This is a genomic window from Streptomyces sp. ITFR-6, from assembly GCF_031844725.1.
Taxonomy (GTDB): Bacteria; Actinomycetota; Actinomycetes; order Streptomycetales; family Streptomycetaceae; genus Streptomyces.
In genome coordinates, this window is sequence record NZ_CP134612.1 from 7,672,258 (window position 1) to 7,692,271 (window position 20,014).

15 protein-coding genes and 3 pseudogenes are annotated in these 20,014 nt (G+C 69.6%); 8 read left to right on the forward strand and 10 right to left on the reverse strand.

All coding sequences use genetic code 11. The features are described 5' to 3' along the window. Positions 1 to 80 precede the first annotated feature (80 nt). From RLT59_RS34795 to RLT59_RS34815, 5 genes and pseudogenes are all read left to right on the forward strand, one after another. Complete coding sequence (locus RLT59_RS34795) at positions 81 to 623, forward strand: hypothetical protein (RefSeq protein ID WP_311307075.1); 543 nt, start codon at positions 81 to 83, stop codon at positions 621 to 623. A 269-nt stretch (positions 624 to 892) separates the two neighbouring features. Then, positions 893 to 2,947: a hypothetical protein gene (locus tag RLT59_RS34800; protein ID WP_311307076.1), complete on the forward strand. Its 2,055-nt coding sequence runs from the start codon at positions 893 to 895 to the stop codon at positions 2,945 to 2,947. After that, positions 2,931 to 3,722: a hypothetical protein gene (locus tag RLT59_RS34805; protein ID WP_311307077.1), complete on the forward strand. Its 792-nt coding sequence runs from the start codon at positions 2,931 to 2,933 to the stop codon at positions 3,720 to 3,722. Before RLT59_RS34800 ends, RLT59_RS34805 begins: the two co-directional genes overlap by 17 nt. Positions 3,723 to 3,879: 157 nt before the next feature. Further along, a pseudogene (locus tag RLT59_RS34810) lies at positions 3,880 to 4,988 on the forward strand (thiolase family protein). A gap of 213 nt (positions 4,989 to 5,201) precedes the next feature. Then, positions 5,202 to 5,537, forward strand: a pseudogene (locus RLT59_RS34815) (aminotransferase class I/II-fold pyridoxal phosphate-dependent enzyme); the annotation flags it as partial. Positions 5,538 to 5,880: 343 nt separating this feature from the next. Here the strand turns inward: RLT59_RS34815 and RLT59_RS34820 are convergent. The 6 genes and pseudogenes from RLT59_RS34820 to RLT59_RS34845 form a co-directional block, all read right to left on the reverse strand. Further along, a pseudogene (locus RLT59_RS34820) lies at positions 5,881 to 7,050 on the reverse strand (ABC transporter ATP-binding protein); the annotation flags it as partial. A gap of 575 nt (positions 7,051 to 7,625) precedes the next feature. Beyond that, a complete protein-coding gene (locus RLT59_RS34825) occupies positions 7,626 to 8,468 on the reverse strand; it encodes an SGNH/GDSL hydrolase family protein (protein WP_311307078.1) in 843 nt (280 codons plus the stop codon). 110 nt (positions 8,469 to 8,578) lie between these two features. Continuing rightward, positions 8,579 to 9,598: a hemolysin family protein gene (locus RLT59_RS34830; protein ID WP_311307079.1), complete on the reverse strand. Its 1,020-nt coding sequence runs from the start codon at positions 9,596 to 9,598 to the stop codon at positions 8,579 to 8,581. Further along, on the reverse strand, positions 9,595 to 10,932 hold the full coding sequence (locus tag RLT59_RS34835; protein ID WP_311307080.1) for a hemolysin family protein: 1,338 nt from the start codon (positions 10,930 to 10,932) through the stop codon (positions 9,595 to 9,597). Before RLT59_RS34835 ends, RLT59_RS34830 begins: the two co-directional genes overlap by 4 nt. A 171-nt stretch (positions 10,933 to 11,103) precedes the next feature. Further along, entirely contained in the window at positions 11,104 to 11,529 is a 426-nt protein-coding gene (locus RLT59_RS34840) for a GNAT family N-acetyltransferase (protein ID WP_311307081.1), read from the reverse strand. Between the two features lie 84 nt (positions 11,530 to 11,613). Next, on the reverse strand, positions 11,614 to 12,894 hold the full coding sequence (locus RLT59_RS34845) for a cytochrome P450 (protein ID WP_311307082.1): 1,281 nt from the start codon (positions 12,892 to 12,894) through the stop codon (positions 11,614 to 11,616). A gap of 290 nt (positions 12,895 to 13,184) precedes the next feature. On the opposite strand from RLT59_RS34845, the gene RLT59_RS34850 reads away from it, so the two are divergent. Continuing rightward, on the forward strand, positions 13,185 to 13,412 hold the full coding sequence (locus RLT59_RS34850; protein ID WP_030921856.1) for a hypothetical protein: 228 nt from the start codon (positions 13,185 to 13,187) through the stop codon (positions 13,410 to 13,412). Then, on the forward strand, positions 13,409 to 13,780 hold the full coding sequence (locus RLT59_RS34855; RefSeq protein WP_311307083.1) for a fic family toxin-antitoxin system, toxin component: 372 nt from the start codon (positions 13,409 to 13,411) through the stop codon (positions 13,778 to 13,780). Before RLT59_RS34850 ends, RLT59_RS34855 begins: the two co-directional genes overlap by 4 nt. 173 nt (positions 13,781 to 13,953) lie before the next feature. Here the strand turns inward: RLT59_RS34855 and RLT59_RS34860 are convergent, their stop codons facing one another. From RLT59_RS34860 to bioB, 4 genes are all read right to left on the reverse strand, one after another. Continuing rightward, on the reverse strand, positions 13,954 to 15,351 hold the full coding sequence (locus tag RLT59_RS34860; RefSeq protein ID WP_311307084.1) for an IS1380 family transposase: 1,398 nt from the start codon (positions 15,349 to 15,351) through the stop codon (positions 13,954 to 13,956). Between the two features lie 178 nt (positions 15,352 to 15,529). Next, on the reverse strand, positions 15,530 to 16,219 hold the full coding sequence (gene bioD, locus RLT59_RS34865) for a dethiobiotin synthase (RefSeq protein WP_311307085.1): 690 nt from the start codon (positions 16,217 to 16,219) through the stop codon (positions 15,530 to 15,532). A 1-nt stretch (position 16,220) separates the two neighbouring features. Next, positions 16,221 to 17,525 (reverse strand): adenosylmethionine--8-amino-7-oxononanoate transaminase, encoded by a 1,305-nt coding sequence (locus RLT59_RS34870; RefSeq protein WP_311307086.1) that lies wholly within the window; start codon positions 17,523 to 17,525, stop codon positions 16,221 to 16,223. Further along, positions 17,518 to 18,711 (reverse strand): biotin synthase BioB, encoded by a 1,194-nt coding sequence (bioB, locus tag RLT59_RS34875; RefSeq protein ID WP_311307087.1) that lies wholly within the window; start codon positions 18,709 to 18,711, stop codon positions 17,518 to 17,520. Before bioB ends, RLT59_RS34870 begins: the two co-directional genes overlap by 8 nt. Before the next feature lie 142 nt (positions 18,712 to 18,853). On the opposite strand from bioB, the gene RLT59_RS34880 reads away from it, so the two are divergent. After that, positions 18,854 to 19,996, forward strand: coding sequence for an 8-amino-7-oxononanoate synthase (locus RLT59_RS34880; protein ID WP_311307088.1), 1,143 nt, complete (start codon positions 18,854 to 18,856; stop codon positions 19,994 to 19,996). Positions 19,997 to 20,014: the final 18 nt, after the last annotated feature.

Consider the following 20,014-nt stretch of genomic DNA (forward strand, 5'->3'; position numbering starts at 1 on the left):
ATGTTTTCAAAGGGGTGATTTCGCCGTTGGTGTGCGAGCGAGAATTTCTGGCATGAATCGACGCGAGCCAGGGGGAGTTCATGTCTGACTTCAGTGCTCTATCCGCGTTGTTCGGTGCCGGGCTGCCGGCCACGTTCCTCTACCAGCGTCTTGCGAACCTTCTGGACCGGCATGGCGCATCTGAGGCCGACTTGGCGGCACCAGTGCCGCTGCGGGGCGAGTTGGCCCTGCCTCTGACCGTCGATGAGGAGCAACTCGCGACGCATCGGGGAGAACTGGAGCTGCTGCGCGATGCTCTCGGCTCGTACCACCGCGGTGAGTCGCCCGTCGACGTTGGCAATCCCGAGCTGCTACGGGTGCTGGGGCGGCTGCGCGGCAGGCTAGAGGAGCTCTACGGACAGCGGCTGACGTTCCAGGGTGAGGAGGACCGGCAGCCTTCTGGTCCGTTCTCGCGGCAGAAGATCGACACTGTGCGCGGCCACGTCACCGGCATGCATGCCGACGAAACCATCAGTGGATACGCGGAGACAGACCAAGACATCACCACGGTCGCCGAAGGGGCCACAGTCACCGGCATGCGTGCCCGGAACATCGGAAGCCCTGCCAGGCGCCCTAAGGACTGAACCGTCACTTCCCGTGCCAGCCTCCAGAAGGGCTTCCTGTGACCTCGAGTGCCGCTTCGCCGCAAACCCCGGACGCACCCCCGGCCACTGCCTCATCCCCTGCACCACACCTCATCTCGGGACCCGCTCCTGACCCAACCACGGGGTCATCCAAAGCATCCGAACCCGGCGAGCATGAAGCCTCCCCTGTCCCCGGCTTCCCCGAAGACGTCCCGACACCCCACATCCCGGAGAAGTCGGACGTTCCCGCGCAACAAGGAGCCCCTGAAGTGGACGGCAGCTCCGAAGACACCGACCTCCACGATGAGATCACCGAGCCCACCTGGACCGGACAGGTCAGCCAGCGCATCGGCACAAACCGCGGCACGGTCATCGGCACTCTCATCGAGCAGGGATTCCGCCGGCTGCGAGGCGTCACACTCCCTCCCGCGGAAGTCACTGCACAGCTGAAGACCTACGTCCGCCACGAAGACGACGACCAGGCCATACACAAGATCCTGGACCAATGGCCGGTCGTCGTCCTGACGGGAGCAGACGGCAGTGGCCGCTTCAGCACCGCCCTGGACGTACTGCGCCGTCGTGTTGGCGAGAACATCCGCCAAGTGCGCCGGGAACCAGATGAAGCGTTCCACATGGCTGGACTGCAAGAGACCAAGACCGGATGGATCCTGGACCTGCGCGCGGAACAGCCCCCAGTCGGCTTCGGCCGCGAACTGGTCGAGGACGCAGACCGGCTGCCCGAGGGATCCTGTCTCGTTGTCCTGATGAGCACCACGGCCTGGGCCAAATGCGGTCAGGGAGCAACGGAAATCGCCAGGCCACTGGAAGGGCCACCACGCAAGGACATCCTGCGCAAGCAGCTGAAACATGCTCCGTTCGCTATAAAAATCGACAAATGGCTCGCGCCCGAGCCCATCAGCAGGAGCCTCGACTCCCTTCTGCCGACGCAAGTGGCCGCCTGGGCGAATGCCATCATCACCACCGAGGACATCGAACGCCGCAACGGCCGCCCGGCATCCGACGCGTCGCCCGACACCGACTACTTCAAGGGCTTGGTCCTTGAGGTGGTCAAGGCCGCTGAAGACTGGCGCACCGAGCTTCTCAACTGGCACAACACCCATAGCGACAGCGCCTACCGCAACTACCTCCTGGCGGCCGCTGTACTGGAGGGCGCGAGCTCGGACAAGATCTACGAGGCATCCGCCAGCCTGGCCACGGCACTCAAAGAGACGCCCGAGCCCCGCAGCGGCCAGCAGGGGCTGGGGGTCGTCGCACTGACACACACAGCCAACGCCGACCTGCAGCCCGACGGCACCATCCGCTTCCGGTACCACAACTACGCCGAAGCGGTCGTCGACTACTTCCTCGACGACCGCGCTCACCTTCTGGAGGAGTTCACCCGCTGGACCGCCGCCCAAGTCACCACTCTGGGCGAATCAGACCTGGCCGCACCACTGGCCCAGCGAGTCAGCCACTGGACCGTGCACTACACCGCGCGCCACCGCAGGACGAGCCTCCTGCGCTCGCTGGCCGAACAATGGTCCTCCTCCTACGCCGACGCCGCATGCGACCTGCTGGTCCTCGCCGCAATCGACGACCACGCCGGCGCTCTGGCCCGCAGCGCCTACCGGAGATGGACCAAAGAGACGGACACTCTCGGCACCGACTTCAAAGTCGTCCTCATCCGGGCCTCCCAGCGCCTCGCCACCATCTACCCGACCAGCATGCTGAGCAGAATCGCTGAACTGGCCACCCCCGCAAACCAGGACGCCGTGCACAGCGACAAGGTCACCGCAGCCATCAGTCAGGCCCTAAACGCCCTGTGGGACCAGGACGACCAACGATCGGCCATCCATAAGCAGCTCACCCAGTGGGCTGGGGACCACCGCAAGCCCCAGCAGTCGGCGGCGCAAAGCACCTTCGCCCACCTCGCCACCCGCCGCACGCCTAACGGGCCAGCCCTGCTGACAGACTCACAGATCACGACTGAGTGGCTGACCGACATGTGGCGCAGCGCCCTGCCCGCGAACGCCTGGTCCCCGATCGTGGCCCAGGCATTCGCGTACTGGATGCAGACCGCACTGGACACACCCGACTTGAGCCCCACCATTCAGCAGATCTTCCTGCACGCCGTACACTGTCCCACCGACCCCCACTACAGCGCACCACGCATGATCGCCATGCAGAACCTTCTCTACAGCTGGGCCCCCGCGCCGCCCTCGCAACAACCCAGCGACGCCACCCAGCTGCGCGACCAGCTGTTGACCCGCCTGTGGGCCGAAGACCCTGCCGCACCCCCTGACGCGCATGCGCCGCGACCGTGACCGAGCCGGCTGGCCCGCCCCACGGGCCGGCAAGCTCACCGACAGCGACAGCATGTACGCGCTGCCCAGCAACGCCCCCGGCTACAACTTCCATGCACACCTGACGGGACGATGGGAGGAAACACCCGCCGCCCGGCAACACCACGACCCCCGTGCGGCAGCCACCCACCACGCCCTAGAAACGGCCCGCACCGTGAGCGGTCTGTATCCCCTTACGGAACACCAGACTGCCCAAACCCACATCAACAGCCGACTGGGCACCTCACACGACCTTGACGATGCTCCCGTCCGCCTCCTGTGGGCCCAGGTGCACCTGACAACTGACAGCTCAGACATCGACGCGGTCGTCTGCCTCCAACGCCAGATGCACGACGAGGCCCAGAACGAACATGCCATCCGCCAACGCAAATACCAGGCAGAAGAACTGCACCGAGCCCTGTCCACGACGCCTACCATGGCGCTCGCCTATTGGCTCATCCGTCAACCCGAAGCCGCCGACCGAAACACCATCGACGCCCTGAGCCAGCTGACACGAGAAATCACTGCCTACGCCCCACATACCGCTTGGGTCCAAGTTGCTCACCTGCTCCACACCTTCGTGCAGGGCCTCCCCACGCCCGCCCGCGTGAACCTCGTCGACAGCCTCGCCCAGATTTTCACCCGCTATGACCAGCCAGAACTTGCCGACCGTCTGCGTGCCCTCGCACCGCAGATCCAGTCCGCCAACGGACACCTCCCAGACAGTGCACCAGGCGGACCGCGCCTCGGCGCGTGAGGTGCTCCAATGGTCACTGATGGGTGCCGGGGTGAGCACGGAGCGCGGATGCCACGACCACTGCGGTGTGCTCAGTCACCGCGCGTAGCCAGCCTTGGATGGTGTTGCGTAGTGTCTGCCGGTCCCAGAAGCCGTCCCCGGCTGCTATCCCAGTGACATGACGGATGCGGAGTGGGCCGAGGTCCGCGCCGCGATCGTCATGCGCGCGACCGTCGAGCGCACGGGCCTTGATCCCGCGCACATCGACGACGTGATCTTCGGCGATGCGAACCAGGCAGGCGAGGACAACCGTGACGTCGCACGCTTCGGCGCGCTGCTCGCCGGATTCCCCACCTCGGTCACGGGAGTCACGGTCAACCGCCTGTGCGGGTCCTCGGTCGAGGCCGTCATCCAGGCGTCCCGGGCCGTCGAGGCAGGAGACGCTGACATCGTGCTCGCGGGCGGCGTGGAGTCGATGAGCCGCGCGCCGTACGTCGTCGAGAAAAGCACCAAGTCCTTCCCCGCGGACAACCAGACGATGTGGAACACGTCGATCGGATGGCGCATGGTGAACCCTCGCCTGCCGAGGGAATGGACGATCTCCAACGGCGAGAGTGCCGAGAAGCTGGCCGGCATCCACGGGATCTCACGCGAGGAGCAGGACGCGTTCGCGGCGCGCAGCCATCGCCTGGCCGCCCGCGCCTGGGCGGACGGCATCTTCGACCGCGAGATCGTCCAGGTCGACGGTCACCACCTCGCCCGCGACGAAAGCATCCGCGATGAGTCCACTGTCAAGGTGCTCGCCGGCTTGCGCCCCGCGTTCGCCGCCGACGGCACGGTGACCGCCGGGAACTCCTCGCCCCTCAATGACGGCGCCTCCGCCGTGCTCGTCGCACGCGAGGGTGTGCTCGACGGCGAACCCCTCGCCCGTATCGCCGGCCGCGCGACGTTCGGCAATGACCCCGACGTCTTCGGAGTCGCTCCCGTCGAGGCGGCCAACCGCGCACTCGCGCGTGCCGGGCGCACATGGGCCGACGTCGACCTGGTCGAGCTGAACGAAGCTTTCGCGGCGCAGTCGCTCGCCTGCTGCGGCGGTGGAGTGACCTCGACCCGCAGAAGGTGAACGCGCGCGGAGGCGCGATCGCGATGGGGCACCCGCTCGGAGCGTCCGGAGGACGCATCATCGGTCGCTCGGCCCACGAACTCGCCCGCCGGGGTAGTGGCATCGCAGTCGTGGCCATCTGCATCGGCGTCGGCCAAGGTCTCACTGTCGTGCTCGAGAGGTGAAGGGAGGTCGAGCCGCGGGCCGGAGCCCGTCGCAGCGTCTTCGCGCCGAGCGATAGTCGGCAGCACCTACAGTCCCGTAGGCACAGCCCTTCAGCGATGTGGCCGCCCGCCGATGGGGCTGGAACACGATCGACGTCCTGCGAACAGCGGTCGTGCCGGATGTGATGACCGGTATGTTCGGCGTCATCCGTACCCCTCACGGACCCGGACGACTTCGTCATCGTGAACCGGCCCATCTACACGCTGTTCTACGTGTACACGGCGCATGCTTCACGCGAGATCCACGAACCTCCACCGTGGCAGAACGGCCGCATCGAACTCGGCACCCTCGAGGATGTGTTCCGTCATGTGAGTGCGCGAGGCAAGCGGGCGGTCTATCTGCTGTCCAACCCGCACAACCCGACTGGAATCGTCCGCACTCGGGAGGAACTCACGTCCGTTGCTTCGCTGGCCCGCGAGTACGCGGGAGGGTGGTCGCTGAAGAAATCCACGCTCTTCTGGTCTTGTTGGGAGCCGTCCGAGTTCACAGGCCGCCGCATCGGGCTTTGACACTGCTCAGTGGGTGAAGTGGTTGCTCAAGTCCTAAGCCGTGCGCCCGCCCTGGCAGCGACGGAAGAGTCGCAGTGTTCGGTCATGGTGCTGCCGGCTGGGTTACTTCAGTTCGGGTGATAGCCATTCGTGCGGAGCCACAACGCCGCTGCCCGCCTGCTTGTGTCTCCTGCTTCGTCCGTTCAAGCCGCCGTTGTTCGCAGGTGTTGGCACGTTGTCGGCCATGCGGAACAGCTCTGAGGGATTGTTCACTCTGTTCCCGCAGGTGCAATGTTCACGTGTTTGGATCGGTGAGATGCAGCCGTGGTCATGGCGTCGACCGTGTTCAGCGCTACATGGCGCCTACAGTGAGCGAGACGTCTGACAGCGCGTCCTGGTCCTTTCCGGCGTAGCGGTGCGAGACCGACCTGATCTCGATCTCGTCCGGCGGTTCCGGCCGGTGCTCGCCGCGGCGCATGGCGTACCCGCCGGCGAGGTCGAGGAACCGTGACCAGTCGTCCATGTACAGGCCCGTGCGCACGGCCCTGGCCCCGACGGCGACGAGCCCGCGCACCGACTGGCCCACCGTCTGCAGCGCGAAGACGGCCGTCCCGGCGTGCCCGACGCTGATGCGCCCGGTGGCCAGCAGCCACACCACCGCCGCCCACACGACGGCAGAGCCGAGACCGCTGCAGAGCGCGCCGAGCAACGACATGCGGGCGCCCTTGTCGGCCGCGGTGCGGTCCTCGCGGTTGATCCGGGCGACCGTCTGCCGGTACCGGCCGGAAAGGAAGGCGGCCATCGTGCCGGCCCGGATCTGGTCGGCGGCCTCCCTGGTGAAGATGTGCCAGCGCAGGACCGACAGTATGCGGTTGTCGCCGTTGCTGCGGAGGTTCGCCAGGTAGCGCACCCGGGCGGCGCTGACCTGCGCGAGGGCCTGCGGCAGGCTGGCCGCGATCAGGAGGGGGAGGAGCGTCCAGTTCACCCCGGCGAGCACGGCGGCACCGGCGAGGAAGGACGCGGTCGAGGCGATCAGGTCCTGACCCTCGTTGATCAGGTCGCCGGTGACCTGTGCTCCGCGGTCGGCCGCTTCCCGGTCGCGGTTGAAGTCGGGGTCGTCGTAGGCGGAGAGCTCCACCGTGGCGCAGCCGGTGAGCAGCATCTGCTCGGCTTCGCGCGACATGAGGGGGCTCAGCCGGGAGGAGAGCCAGCTGACGGTGATTCTCAGCAGGGCCCGTACCCCGGAAGCGGTGGCCAGCAGCGCCACGGACGGCCATGCCTGCAGGAGCCGGTGGTAGACGTCTCCGCTGGTCAGCAGTGCGGTGAGGGTGCCGCTGATCGCGATCAGGCCCAGCGCCTGCATCACGCCGGCCGCCGTCTGGCACAGCAGAAGGCCGATGGTGGCCCGTCGGTCGACGCGGTGGGCGAGAGCGAGGGACCGCCGGACCAGCTGGGGCAGGCGCCGGGCCATGTCGCGCATCCGGATCGACCGCCCGGCCGCTTCCCGGCTGCCCGTCAGGTCCACGTACCGCATCTCCGGGACGGCGGAGGCCTGCTCCGGCCCGGTGTCCTTCGCGCGTCCTGTTGCCGAGGCGGGCGGGGTGGGGCGCGGCCCCGGGACGCTCCCGGTCGATTCATCGGTCGACTCACTCATACCTCCCACCCCGTATCCGGACGTGATGAGCGGCGGGTGTCGTCCATACGGAGCATCGTCGCGGCGGCAGGGCGCCGTTCGATTCCGGAAGGCTGATGCACGGGGGCGGGGGCGGGATTCATGGCGTTGCTCCATCCGGGCGGCGAAGTGGCACTGGTGCTCTAATAACGCCCCGGTTCGGGCTCCGTCACGGCTCATTTTGTGAACACACGTTCTGATTGGGCGGATTGGGCGGGCAGGGCGCGGTAGCGGGCGCTGAAATCAGTTCGACGCGGCCGCTCACCCTTCCGGGGGATTGCCATACCGACCGCGGCGCCGGTGCGGCGGCATGGCTGAGCGGGCCGTGGCGAGGATGCGGCACGACCCCGGAGTGATCTTCGGTGTACTTGGTGGTGGCCGTCGGGCGCGCCTGGTCCGGCTGGACCGGGCCGGCGGCGGACGGCTGACGGAGTACGCTATTCGCCCGCGTCCACGCGGCGCCAGGTGGCGACCGGGCCCGGGGTGACGGCGTCGTCGGGGGTCACCCAGAAGGCCAGCCCCTGCTCGGCGCTGAACTGCGCACCCCAACGTCCGTCCCCCGAGGAGCGGCCGGTCAGCCGCCGCCCTATCCAGGGGAACAGGTGCTCACGCGCGAAGCGCACATCATCGACGCGCCGGGTGGCCCAGTGCGGCGGGACGGAGGCGGCCAGCGGCGTCCGCCAGTCCATCTCCGCGGGCAGGCCGAGGGTCTGCCAGACCGCCTCTGCCACCCTGCGGTGACCCTCTGCGGTCAGGTGCAGCCGGTCGACGTCCCACATCCGGGGGTCGCCCAGCGCCTGTGCCCCGTACAGATCGACGACCTCCGCGCCATGCCGGGCGGCCAGATCGTCGACCAGGTAGAACAGTTCCTCCATCCGGGGCCGGAACCGTTCCATCACCGGTCCGTTGCGCCCCGGGCTGCGCATCAGCACCAGCTTCTTGCACGACGGCGCGAGGCGTTCCACGGCCTCCTCCAGCCGCCCGCGGACCATGCCCATGTCGCACTTGGGGCGCAGGGTGTCATTGAGGCCGCCGACCAACGTCACGACGTCCGCCCGCAGGTCCGCGGCGACGTCCACCTGCTCGTCGACGATCTGGCCGATGAGCTTCCCGCGCACGGCGAGGTTGGCGTACCGGAATCCGGGAGTCCGGGCCGCGAGCCGGGTGGCGAGGACATCGGCCCAGCCCCGGTACGAGCCGTCGGGCAGCCGGTCCGACATGCCCTCGGTGAACGAGTCGCCGACCGCGACGAGACTGGTGTAGGTGGCATTCATTTCCATGGCGATGTGATGATATCGCGGGGCCGTCCGCCCCTTCCCGGAGCGCGGGGCCGGGCAGCCCGGCCCCGCCCCGGCTCGCGCACCGGAGCCGGGGCGGGGGACCGGGTGGGTCACCGTGTCTGTGGACGTCCTACGAGTTCCCGGAGCACGTCCTCCATCGTCACCATTCCGGCCAGCCGGTCGTCCTCGTCGACGACCGCCGCGAGATGCGTACGGCTGCGCCGCAGCGCGGTCAGGACGTCGTCCAGCGGAGTGCACGCCCGGACCCGGGCGATCGGCCGCATAGCCGTCACCGGGAACGGCTCATCGCGGGGTGTGACATCGAGGGCGTCCTTCACATGGAGGTAGCCCAGGATCCGCTGCTCGCTGTCCATCACCGGGAAACGGGAGAACCCGGTCTCGGACGAGAGCCGCTCCAGCTCCTCTGGGCTCGTACCGACCCTCGTGTACATCACCCGGTCCACCGGCAGCACCACATCGCGCACCGGCCGGCGGCCCAGCTCCAGCGCGTGGTGCAGCCGCTCCGCCGCCCGGTCGTCGACCAGTCCGGCGTCCCCGGCGTCCTTCACCAGGCGGGCCAGCTCGTCGTCCGAGAAGGTGGCGGAGACCTCGTCCGTCGTCTCCACCCGCAGCAGCTTCAGCAGCGCGTTGGCGAAGGCGTTGATCGCGAAGATCACCGGACGCAGTGTCCGGGCCAGCGCCACCAGCGGCGGACCCAGCAGCAGCGCGGTCCGCACCGGCTCCGCGAGCGCGATGTTCTTCGGCACCATCTCGCCCAGCAGCATGTGCAGATACGTCGCCACGGACAGCGCGATCACGAACGAGACCGGATGGACCAGCCCGTGCGGCATGCCCACGGCGTCGAAGACCGGCTCCAGCAGATGTGCGATGGCCGGTTCCGCGACGATACCGAGGACCAGGGTGCAGAGCGTGATGCCCAGCTGTGCGGCGGCGAGCAGCGCGGAGACGTGTTCGAGCCCCCAGATGACGCTGCGCGCGCGCCGGTTCCCGTCCTCCGCCTGCGGCTCGATCTGACTGCGCCGTACGGAGATGAGCGCGAACTCCGCGCCGACGAAGAAGGCGTTCACGACCAGGGTCATCAGCCCGATGAAGAGCTGTACGGCGGTCATCGGCCGTCCTCCGGCGCGTCGTCGGAGCCGGGCAGCGGCGCGTGCAGCAGCGCGCGGGCGGCGCGGCGCCCGGAGGCGTCCACCACGTCGAGCCGCCAGCCGGCGAACTCGACCACGTCACCGACGACGGGGATCCGGCCCATTTCCGAGGCGATCAGACCGGCAAGGGTCTCGTACGGTCCGTCCGGCACGCGCAGTCCGATCCTCTCCAGCTGGTCGGCCCTGGCGGCGCCGTCGGCCGACCACAGGGTGCGTCCGTCGGCGTCCTCACCGGCAGGCGCGAGATCCGGTGTCTCGTGCGGGTCGTGCTCGTCGCGCACCTCGCCGACGACCTCCTCGACGATGTCCTCCAGCGTCACCACGCCGGCCGTGCCGCCGTACTCGTCGATGACGACCGCCATGGCGAGCTTCCCGGAGAGCCGGTCCAGCAACCGGTCCACGGTCAGCGTCTCCGGTACGAGCAGCGGCTCGCGCAGCATGTCCCCGACCCGCTTACGGGGCCGCTGTTCCGCAGGGATCGCCAGCACGTCCTTGATGTGGGCGACGCCGACGACGGTGTCGAGGCTGCCCCGGTACACGGGGAATCGGGACAGGCCGGTCGCCCGGGTGGCGTTGGCGACGTCCTCGGCGGTGGCCCGCACCTCCAGCGCGGTGACCTGGACCCGCGGGGTCATCACGTTCTGCGCGGTCAGCTCCGCGAGGTTCAGGGTGCGGACGAAGAGCTCGGCGGTGTCCGCCTCCAGGGCGCCGGCCTTGGCCGAGTGCCGGGCCAGGGCCACCAGCTCCTGAGGGCTGCGGGCCGTCGCCAGCTCCTCGGCGGGTTCGAGCCCGAAGCGGCGCACGATCCGGTTGGCCGTGTTGTTGAGGTGGCTGATGAAGGGCCGGAACAAGGCGGTGAAGACCCGCTGCGGGGTGGCCACGGTCTTCGCGACCGCCAGCGGCGAGGAGATCGCCCAGTTCTTCGGGACGAGCTCGCCGACGACCATCAGGAACACGGTGGACAGGGCTGTACCGATCACGAGCGCCAAGGACGACGCCACGCCGGCGGACAGCCCGACGGCTTCGATCGGTCCCTTGATCAGTTTCGCGATCGAGGGCTCGGAGAGCATGCCGACCACCAGATTGGTGACGGTGATGCCCAGCTGGGCCCCGGAGAGCTGAAAGGTGAGGCTGCGTACCGCCTTCATGGCGCTCGAAGCGCCACGTTCACCCTGCTCGACAGCCCGTTCGAGCTGTCCCCGTTCGACGGTGGTCAGGGAGAACTCCGCCGCGACGAAGGCGCCGCAGGCAAGGGAGAGCAGTACCGCCACGAGCAGCAGAAGCACTTCGGTCATCGGTTCACCTCCGTCCCATGATCGGGCAGGGACAGAAGGATCGCTCGGTATTGGCGATGTCGGCTACTGGGAGGCTCGCCCATGGATGGACGCTCACACCTTTCGTAAGGAGACCGGCAGGGAGACACCATGGTAAAGGATCAGCAAAGTCGCCCGCTGTCCCGCGCCTCCTCACCCGCCCAGCGGCTTCACCCAGCGCCGCCAGTGGTCCTCGCGCCGGTAGCCGGCCGCGTCCCAGGTGTGGTGCGCCCGCTCGTTGGCCTCCAGGACCATGGCATCGACGCGGCGCCCGCCGAGCGCGGCGAACCGCTGCTCCGCCGCGGCCATCAGGGCGGTGGCGATGCCCTGCCGGCGGCAGTCCGGAGCGACGGCCAGCCGGTAGGCGGAGCACCGCCACCCGTCGAAGCCGGCGATGACGGTACCGACCAGAACCCCGTCGCGAACGGCGAGGAGCAGGGCCTCGGGGTCGCGCGCGACGAGCCACCCCACCCCGTCGCGGTCGTCGGTGATGCTCGTGCCTTCCGCCGCCGCACGCCAGAACCGCAGTACGGAGTCGATGTCGGCGGGGGTGGCGCACGTGATGTGGAGATCACTCATCCGGCGAGCCAAGCAGAGTGCCGCCCGGCGCCGCCAGCCCATACCGGCCCGGCCGCGCGCCACGGGCGGGCACCCGCACCGGCCTCAGCGCAGGTGTACCGGCAGCGACTCGATGCCGTAGACGATCGACAGCTTGCGGAAGGCGAGGTCCTGCGGCGGCACGGCGAGCCGCATCCCGGGAAACCGCCGGGCCAGCGCCGGGTAGGCCGACCGCAGCTCCATGCGGGCCAGTTCGGCGCCGATGCAGCGGTGGATGCCGTGTCCGAAGGCGAGATGCCCCGAAGGGGTGGCGCGGTCCGGGTCGAAGCGGCCGTCGTCCATGACGTAGGACTCGTCCCGGTTGGCGCCGCTCAGGGAACACAGGACCATGTCCCCGCGCGGAATGACGACCCCGGCTATCTCGATGTCCTGGCGGGCGAACCGGGGGAAGGCCATCTGCACGGCGGAGAGGTAGCGCAGCACCTCCTCGACGAACGGCACGGTCGTGGTGTCGTCCGTCCGCAGCCGGGTGAGCACCTCCTCGTTCCGCAGCAGGACGAGCGAACCGAGCGCGATCGTGCTGGCCGTGGTCTCGAACCCGCCGGTGAGTACGCCGTCGGCGAGGCCCGCGAGTTCCTCGTCGTCGACGCTGTCCCCGTGCTCCCGCACGATCATGCCGAGCAGGCCGTCACCCGGCTTCGCGCGCTGCGCCCTGACGACCCCCCTGAAGTAGTCCAGTGATGCGGACATGGCGCCGAAGGGTGCGGTCGTTCCGCCGAAGAGGTCGAAACGGTCCATGGCCAGTTGCTGGAAGTCGTTGCGGTCCTCGTACGGCACGCCGAGCAGTTCGCAGATCGTGAGTGAGGGGATGGGCAGCGCGAACTCGTGCACCAGATCCACCGGGCCCCGCGCGGCCTCCATCGCGGCCAGGCGCTCCTCGACGATGGCATCGATCCGCGGAGCCAGCCGGCGGAGCCGGCGCATGGTGAACTCAGGGGTCAGGATGCGGCGCAGCCGGGTGTGCACCGGCGGATCGCTGAACCCCAGCCCGCCGGGACTCTGCTCTGCGGCTATTCCGGCGTTCGTGGCGAGGTGGGCGAAGTCGGTGCTGAATCCCTCGGCGGAGCCGAGCACGGCCTTCGACTCCTCGTATCCGGTGACCACCCAGGCGTCCATGCCGAACGGCAGCGAGACCTTGGACACCGGTGCGGCGGCCCGCGCCGTGGCCAGTTGCCGGACCGGGTCAAGACCGTCCCTGCGCAGCAGCATCAGGAGATCCTTGGGCAGCAGCCTGATCGTGGAGGATCCGATTCCGTGCTTCTGAATCCTGGCCAGGTAGCTGCGGCCGAACCTGGCGGTGATACGAGAACGGAACGTCGTACTCAAAGTGGACTCCATGAGTAGTCGCGGGATGCTGGACGGCCGGCACGCGATTCGACGCCTGGACGTGGCCGACCGCACCGGCGTCGCCTGCCTGACCTGGAATTATGACTACTTGTTCGGACGGGGAAGCGGTGGGGTGGGGTATCCGTCGGTTATCTCCGACCGAAGGTGTGCCGGGGCGCCCACGCCGGGGCCCGGCCCGGCGGCCGGAACGGGCCGGGCGGCCTGCGCAGATGCGCTCTGCGGGCCGCTTCCCCTTGCCGGTGCTAGCGATCCCGCGCTAGCGTGATGGAGTGCCCAAGACTCAGCTGAACGTACGAGTGGACGAGGCCACCGCCGAGGCCGCGCGACAGCGCGCGCTCCAGAGGGGGATGAGCGTGAACCGCTATATAGAGGAGCTCGTCAAACAGGATGCGGGCGAGGTCGGACACACCTTCGTCGAAGCAGCCGCCGACTTCATGAAGCAGTACGAATCGGTGTTCGCCGAGGAGTTCGGCCCGGAGCGCAAGGGTACCCGTTGAATCTCCGGATCCAGCTTTCCTGGCTGCTCATGGTCGCTGAGCACAAGACGCCCGGCGACCCGCAGGTCACCGACTGGGGTGCGCTCGTCGCCGCCGTCGCCCGCCACGAGGCGGAGATCTTCGGCAGCCCCGTCTACAGCGACCCGCACTCCAGAGCCGCGTCACTGCTCCAGTTGCTGCTGCACGTCCCCGCGCTGGAACGGTCCAACGCGATGTTCGCCTCCGCCGTGGCCTACGCCTATCTCGTCGCGTCGGGCCTGAAGGTCATCACCTCGCCCGAGCAGGTGCGCGATCTGGCGCTGCTGGTCAAGGAGGGCAAGGCGGACGTCCGCGCGATCGCCGACGAACTGCGCCAGTGGAGCCTGTGAGCGGCCGCCCTTAGCCTCGATTCACCGACGTGGTTTCGAAATGATCTGCGAGGGTTTTTGGGGCGGGGTCTCGGACTGTCAGCTGAGTGCGGACAGGGTGTATCCGCTGGTCTGCCCAGCTTTTCCACGATTCGGCTTGGGTCGGGCCCTGGCGGGCGGGGTGGGGAGTGGCGTCAGGGTGTCTCGGGCGGCGCGTGGACGGTGGCAAACAGTTGTGCCCACGCGTCTTGCCAGGGCCATCGCTGCGGTAGGTGCAGGGTGAGGCGCCGGGCGGAGCGGGCGATCCGGGCGGGAACGTGGACCAGGTGAGCACGCAGGGTGGCGGTGGTGGCCTTGGCGTGGAAGGCGTCGGCCAGAGCGCCTGCGGCGCGCAGCAGGTTGTAGGCCATCGCCCACAGGGTCAGCCAGGCGGCGTTGGCGTGGAAGTGTGCCGAGGGCAGGTGGGCCAGGGCGGAGGCTTTGCTGTCGGCGATGACCTGCTCGACGACGGCGTGGTGGCGGTGTTCCCGCTCGGCCTGGAAGGTTGGGGCGGGGTTGTCGGTGAAGAACGGGTGGTAGCGCCAGGTGGGGAACAGCTCGCCCTGCTCGCCGGTGGTGGGCGGTTTGGCCAGGTCGCGTACCCGGCGCACGATCAGCCGGGCCGTTACCTGCTCGCTCTTCTTGCGCCCGGTGAACGCGGTGTATGCGGGGATCTCGGCGACTTCGGCGTCGGAGATGAGTTCTCCGGTCTCTGGGTCGGGGACTGCGGTGGGGTAGGTGATCTGCTGCCACGTGGTGTCGGGGATGCTGTGGATGGCCCGCTTGATGGAGGGGTTCATGCCCGTGGTGATCGAGAAGTGGGCGCCGTTGCGGCGGCAGGCGGCGATGACCCCGGCGTTGTAGAACTGGGAGTCCGCGCGCAGGACGCGTAGGCCGGTGCAGCCGGCCTCGGCCGCGGTGGCCAGGGCCTCGGCGGCGAATTTCGGGGCGCCGCGGGAGTCGGCTGCTTTGCCGCGGCGCATCCGCACGGTGGCGATCACCGGCCGCGAGGTAGGGGTGCAGATCGTGGAGAGCAGGGGGTGCAGGGTGCGGATGCCCTTGAACCGGCCATACTCGGCGCCCCGCTTGGTGCGGCCGTAGACCCGTTTGTGGGTGGAGTCGACGTCGATGAACGCCTTCTCGCCCGAGCCGGGCAGCAGCGGGGTGTGCGCGGCCAGTTCGCCGAGGAACCTGCGGTGCACCGCGTGCAGTTGGAGGGCGTGACCGTGGGTGAACGCGCGGAGGAACGTGCCCAGTGTGGACGGGGCACGGACCTCTCGGAACACGGTCGGCATCGCACCGTGGCGCAGCATGTCCAGGTCATCGATGCTGTCGGCTCCTGCGGCCATGCCTGCCACGATGCTGGTGACCTTGGCGTCGGCTGCTGCACCCGCACCGTTTGCCGCCCCGGTCAGCATCACCTTCTCCGACACCAGGCGCGAAAGCCCGCACCGTTCGGCCAGCCGCATCACCGGGACCAGCCCGGCATCCGCGATGAGATTCTGATCGTCGAACGCGGCCGACACCGCCGAAGCGGCATGGGAAGATTGCATCTCGCGGGTGCTCTCTTGCTCTGTGGATATGGAACCGTAGGAAGTCCCATCGTCCCAGCTCAGAGAGCATCCGCGCCTTCATGTCCAAGCCCTGGACCGGCTGTTCATCGGTGGATCAAGGCTTAGTGAGACCCGGGTCCGCCGGGCTGACGGTCGCGTCCCGCTCCGCCTGCGGCTGTCAGCCCGATGGACGGGCCCCGCCCAGCCCGGCGGCCAGCCAACTGTCGGCCCGCGCACGGAATTCGGCGGGTGGCAACGCCCCCGCACCCGCCGGGATCACGCCGAGCAGCGGTGCCCCCGCGGCCACCGGGAGATCTGTGAGATTGCAGCGCTCCGCCAGATCCGGCTCTGCGGGCATGCTGCCCACCACCACCCCGAGGCAGTCGAGCCCACGGGCGCGCAGCGCCTCCGAGGTCAGCGCCGTGGAGTTGAGCGTGCCGAGTCCGGCCGGTGTCACCACCAGGACCGGCGCCGAGAGCAGCCGTGCCGCGTCCGCCAGGGTGGCCCCTTCGTCGTCGAACCGTACGAGCAGCCCGCCCGCGCCCTCGACCAGGACGAGATCGTGCTCGGCCGCCAGCTTCTCGGCGGCCTCCGCCACCTCGTACGGGCGCACCGGCGGGAGACCGGCTCGTCTGGCGGCCGTGGCGGGCGCCAACGGTTCGGGGAAGCGGGCCAGTTCGACGGCCGTCACATGGCCGCCCGCCAGGCGTACGACCTCGGCGGCGTCGCCCGGCTCACCGGGTGCCAGCCCCGTCTGGGCCGGTTTGAGCACGGCCACCCGGCGTCCTGCGGAGGCCGCCGCCACGGCTGCGGTCACGATCGTCTTGCCGATCTCCGTGCCCGTACCCGTCACTACCAGAACGTTCATCTCAGCCCTCCCGTGCCGCCGCGCACACCGCGCGGCAGATCCGTGCCACATCGTCGTCACCGGTCACGTACGGCGGCATGGTGTAGACGAGATCGCGGAACGGCCGCAGCCACACGCCCTCGCGCACCGCTGCCCCGGTCGCCGCCGCCATGTCCACCTCGTGGTCGAGCTGGACGACGCCGATGGCGCCGAGCACGCGCACGTCCCGGACCCCGGGCAGTTCCGCCGCGGCGGCCAGGCCGTCGCGCAGACCCGCCTCGATCCGCTTGACCTCCTGTTCCCAGTCCTGGCCGAGCAACAGCTCGATGGAGGCGCAGGCGACCGCGGAGGCCAGCGGATTGCCCATGAACGTCGGGCCATGGGCGAGTACGGGCACCTCGCCGCGCGAGATGCCCTCGGCCACCTCGCTCGTGCACAGGGTCGCGGCCATCGTCAGATAGCCGCCGGTCAGGGCCTTGCCCACGCACATCACATCGGGGGAGACCCCGGCGTGTTCAGCGGCGAAGAGCTTCCCCGTACGGCCGAATCCGGTGGCGATCTCGTCGAACACCAGCAGCACACCGCTGGCGTCGCACGCCTCGCGCAGCACGCGCAGATAGCCAGGCGAGTGGAACCGCATCCCGCCGGCCCCCTGGACCACCGGCTCCACGATCACCGCGGCCAGCTCATCGGCGTGGCGGGCGATCAGTTCCCGCAGGTGCGTCGCGTACGCGGCGTCCGGCTCCGTGTCGAAACCGGCCGGGGGCTCGTCCGCGAAGACCTGCCGCGGCAGCGCCCCCGACCACAGTTCGTGCATGCCGCCCTCGGGGTCGCACACCGACATGGGCTGCCAGGTGTCCCCGTGGTACCCGCCGCGCCAGGTCAGCAGCCGCTGCTTCGCGGGCCGGCCGGCCGAACGCCAGTACTGCAGGCACATCTTGACGGCGACCTCGACCGAGACCGAGCCCGAGTCGGCGAGGAACACGTGCTTCAGCGGTTCCGGGGTGATCTCGACCAGCCGGGCCGCCAGCCGCACGGCGGGCTCATGGGTGAGCCCGCCGAACATCACATGGCTCATCCGGTCCAGCTGGCCTCTGGCCGCCTCGTTGAGCACCGGATGGTTGTAGCCGTGCACCGCCGACCACCAGGAGGACATGCCGTCCACCAGCTCGCGCTGCCCCTGGGCCGGTTCGGCGAGCCGGAGCCGTACCCCGGACGCGGACTCCACGACCAGCGGTTCCTGCCGGCCCGGCATCGGGCCGTAGGGGTGCCAGACGTGGGCCCGGTCCAGGGCGCGCAGACCGGCGGGGGAGAGCGGCTCAGGCATTGGGTGCGAGATCCGTTCCCGCGCCGCGGCGGCGGACCGACACCAGATCCGTGCGTGCCGCCGGGACCTCCGCGGCTTCGGCGGCATCCGCCTCCGCCACCGGCCCTTCGCCGCAGGGCGCACAGCCGTCGGAGTGCGAACCGCAGGCGTCCGCCTGCGAACCGCAGCCGACGCCCGCGTCCGCGCGGTGCCGGGGGAGCGTGGTCGTGCCCGCACCCTCGACCTCGAAACCGGCGTCCGCGATCATGTCGAGGTCGGCCTGTCCGGCCTGGCCCTCGCTCGTCAGGTAGTCGCCCAGGAAGATCGAGTTGACCAGGTGCAGGGCGAGCGGCTGCATCGAACGCAGATGCACCTCACGCCCGCCGGCGAGCCGTACCTCGACATCCGGGCAGACGAAGCGCACCATCGCCAGGATCCGCAGGCAGCGCTGCGGAGTCAGGTTCCACTCCTTGGCGAGCGGGGTGCCCTCGAACGGGATCAGGAAGTTGACCGGCACCGAGTCGGGGTCGAGCTCGCGCAGCGCGAAGACGACATCGACCAGATCGGAGTCGCTCTCGCCCATTCCGGCGATCAGCCCCGAACAGGCGGAGAGCCCGGCCGCCTGCGCCTGGTGCACCGTCTCCACCCGGTCGGCGTAGGTGTGGGTGGTCGTGATCGCCCCGTACGTCCCCTCGGACGTGTTGAGGTTGTGGTTGTACGCGTCGGCCCCCGCAGAGCGCAGCCGGCCGGCCTGGCCGTCGGAGAGCAGACCGAGGCAGGCACAGACCTCGACGCCCTCGTTCTGTTCCTTGATCGCCTCGATGGTCTGCGAGACCCGGTCGACGTCCCGGTCGGTCGGACCCCGGCCGCTGGCCACCAGGCAGACCCGCTTGGCACCGCCCGCCACCCCGGCGGCGGCCGCCTTGGACGCCTCATCGGGCTTCAGCCAGGTGTACTTGAGGATCTCGGCCTTGGAGCCCAGCCGCTGCGAGCAGTACGAGCAGTCCTCCGGGCAGAGCCCCGACTTCAGATTGACCAGATAATTGAGCTTCACGCGCCGCCCGAACCACTGACGGCGTACCTTTCCGGCTGCGGCCACCACGTCGAGCAGATCGTCGTCAGGGGTGGCCAGTACGGCGAGCGCTTCTTCACGGGTCGGCAGCTCGCGCCGCAGCCCCTTCTCCGCCAGCGTGTTCAGGAGGTCCATGGCGATGATCCTGACGCACGGCACGCCTCCGAGCCAAGGAAGAACCGGACAACAGAGAGGCATCAGGGTGTGTGCATGGCCACACCCTGTCCGGCTTCGCCCCCGGTTAAGGTCTGTGAGTTGCCTACAAAAGGGACTGCCCATGCCCTTCGCCCCGTTCGACTGGATAGACGACGAGGCCCGCCGCCGTGCGGACGCCGGACTGGTCCGGACGCTCCGTCCCCGGCCCGCGGAACCGGAACTGCTGGACCTCGCCAGCAACGACTACCTCGGGCTGACCAGACACCCGGAAGTGACCGGGGCGGCGGCGGATGCCGCGCGCCGCTGGGGTGCGGGGGCCACCGGATCGCGTCTGGTGACCGGCTCCACCGCGCTGCACGCCGAGCTCGAACGGGAACTGGCCGACTTCTGCGGTTTCGAGGCGGCCCTCGTCCTGTCCTCCGGCTACGCGGCCAACCTCGCCGCCCTCACCGCCCTCACCGGACGGGGCGCCCTGATCGTGTCGGACGCGGGCAACCACGCCTCGATCGTCGACGGCTGCCGGCTCTCCCGGGCCGAGACCGCCGTCGTGCCGCACGCCGACCCCGACGCGGTGCGCAAGACCCTGCACGCGCACGACGGCAGGGCGCTGGCGGTCACCGACTCGGTCTTCTCCGTCGACGGCGACGCCGCGCCGCTGGGCGCACTGGCCGAGGTCTGCCACGACGAGGGCGCCGCGCTGCTCGTCGACGACGCGCACGGCCTGGGGGTCCTCGGAGAGGGCGGGCGCGGCGCGCTCGCGGCCGCGGGCCTGGCGGGGGCGGAGGGCGTCGTCGCCACGCTCACCCTCTCCAAGTCGCTGGGCAGCCAGGGCGGCGCGGTCCTCGGCCCCGCCCGCGTCATCGACCACCTGGTCAACACCGCCCGCACGTTCATCTTCGACACCGGGCTAGCCCCGGCCGCCGCCGGCGCCGCACTCGGCAGCCTGCGGCTGCTGCGCCGCGAACCGGAACGGGCGGGCCGGGCCCGTACGGTCGCCGCCGCGCTGTACGACCGGCTGACCTCTGCCGGTCTGACCGCCGTACGCCCGGACGCGGCCGTGGTCTCGGTGCGGGCGCCCTCGGCCGACGCGGCGGTCCGCTGGGCGGCCGACTGCCGTGCGGCCGGTATGGCGGTGGGGTGCTTCCGGCCGCCCTCGGTGCCGGACGGCATCTCCCGGCTGCGGCTGACCGCACGCGCCGATCTGACGGAGGAGCAGATCGCGACCGCGGTCACGATCGTGCGGCGGACCGCTCCGGGCGCCTGAGACGACACCCGCGTCGTC

Excerpts from the sequence above, each read along its gene's own strand:
- RLT59_RS34795 (WP_311307075.1), top strand. The coding sequence starts at position 81 with ATGTCTGACTTCAGTGCTCTATCCGCGTTGTTCGGTGCCGGGCTGCCG.
- RLT59_RS34805 (WP_311307077.1), top strand. The coding sequence starts at position 2,931 with ATGCGCCGCGACCGTGACCGAGCCGGCTGGCCCGCCCCACGGGCCGGC.
- RLT59_RS34825 (WP_311307078.1), bottom strand. The coding sequence starts at position 8,468 with ATGGAAATGAATGCCACCTACACCAGTCTCGTCGCGGTCGGCGACTCG.
- RLT59_RS34830 (WP_311307079.1), bottom strand. The coding sequence starts at position 9,598 with ATGACCGCCGTACAGCTCTTCATCGGGCTGATGACCCTGGTCGTGAAC.
- RLT59_RS34835 (WP_311307080.1), bottom strand. The coding sequence starts at position 10,932 with ATGACCGAAGTGCTTCTGCTGCTCGTGGCGGTACTGCTCTCCCTTGCC.
- RLT59_RS34840 (WP_311307081.1), bottom strand. The coding sequence starts at position 11,529 with ATGAGTGATCTCCACATCACGTGCGCCACCCCCGCCGACATCGACTCC.
- RLT59_RS34860 (WP_311307084.1), bottom strand. The coding sequence starts at position 15,351 with ATGCAATCTTCCCATGCCGCTTCGGCGGTGTCGGCCGCGTTCGACGAT.
- bioD (WP_311307085.1), bottom strand. The coding sequence starts at position 16,219 with ATGAACGTTCTGGTAGTGACGGGTACGGGCACGGAGATCGGCAAGACG.
- RLT59_RS34870 (WP_311307086.1), bottom strand. The coding sequence starts at position 17,525 with ATGCCTGAGCCGCTCTCCCCCGCCGGTCTGCGCGCCCTGGACCGGGCC.
- bioB (WP_311307087.1), bottom strand. The coding sequence starts at position 18,711 with ATGGACCTCCTGAACACGCTGGCGGAGAAGGGGCTGCGGCGCGAGCTG.
- RLT59_RS34880 (WP_311307088.1), top strand. The coding sequence starts at position 18,854 with ATGCCCTTCGCCCCGTTCGACTGGATAGACGACGAGGCCCGCCGCCGT.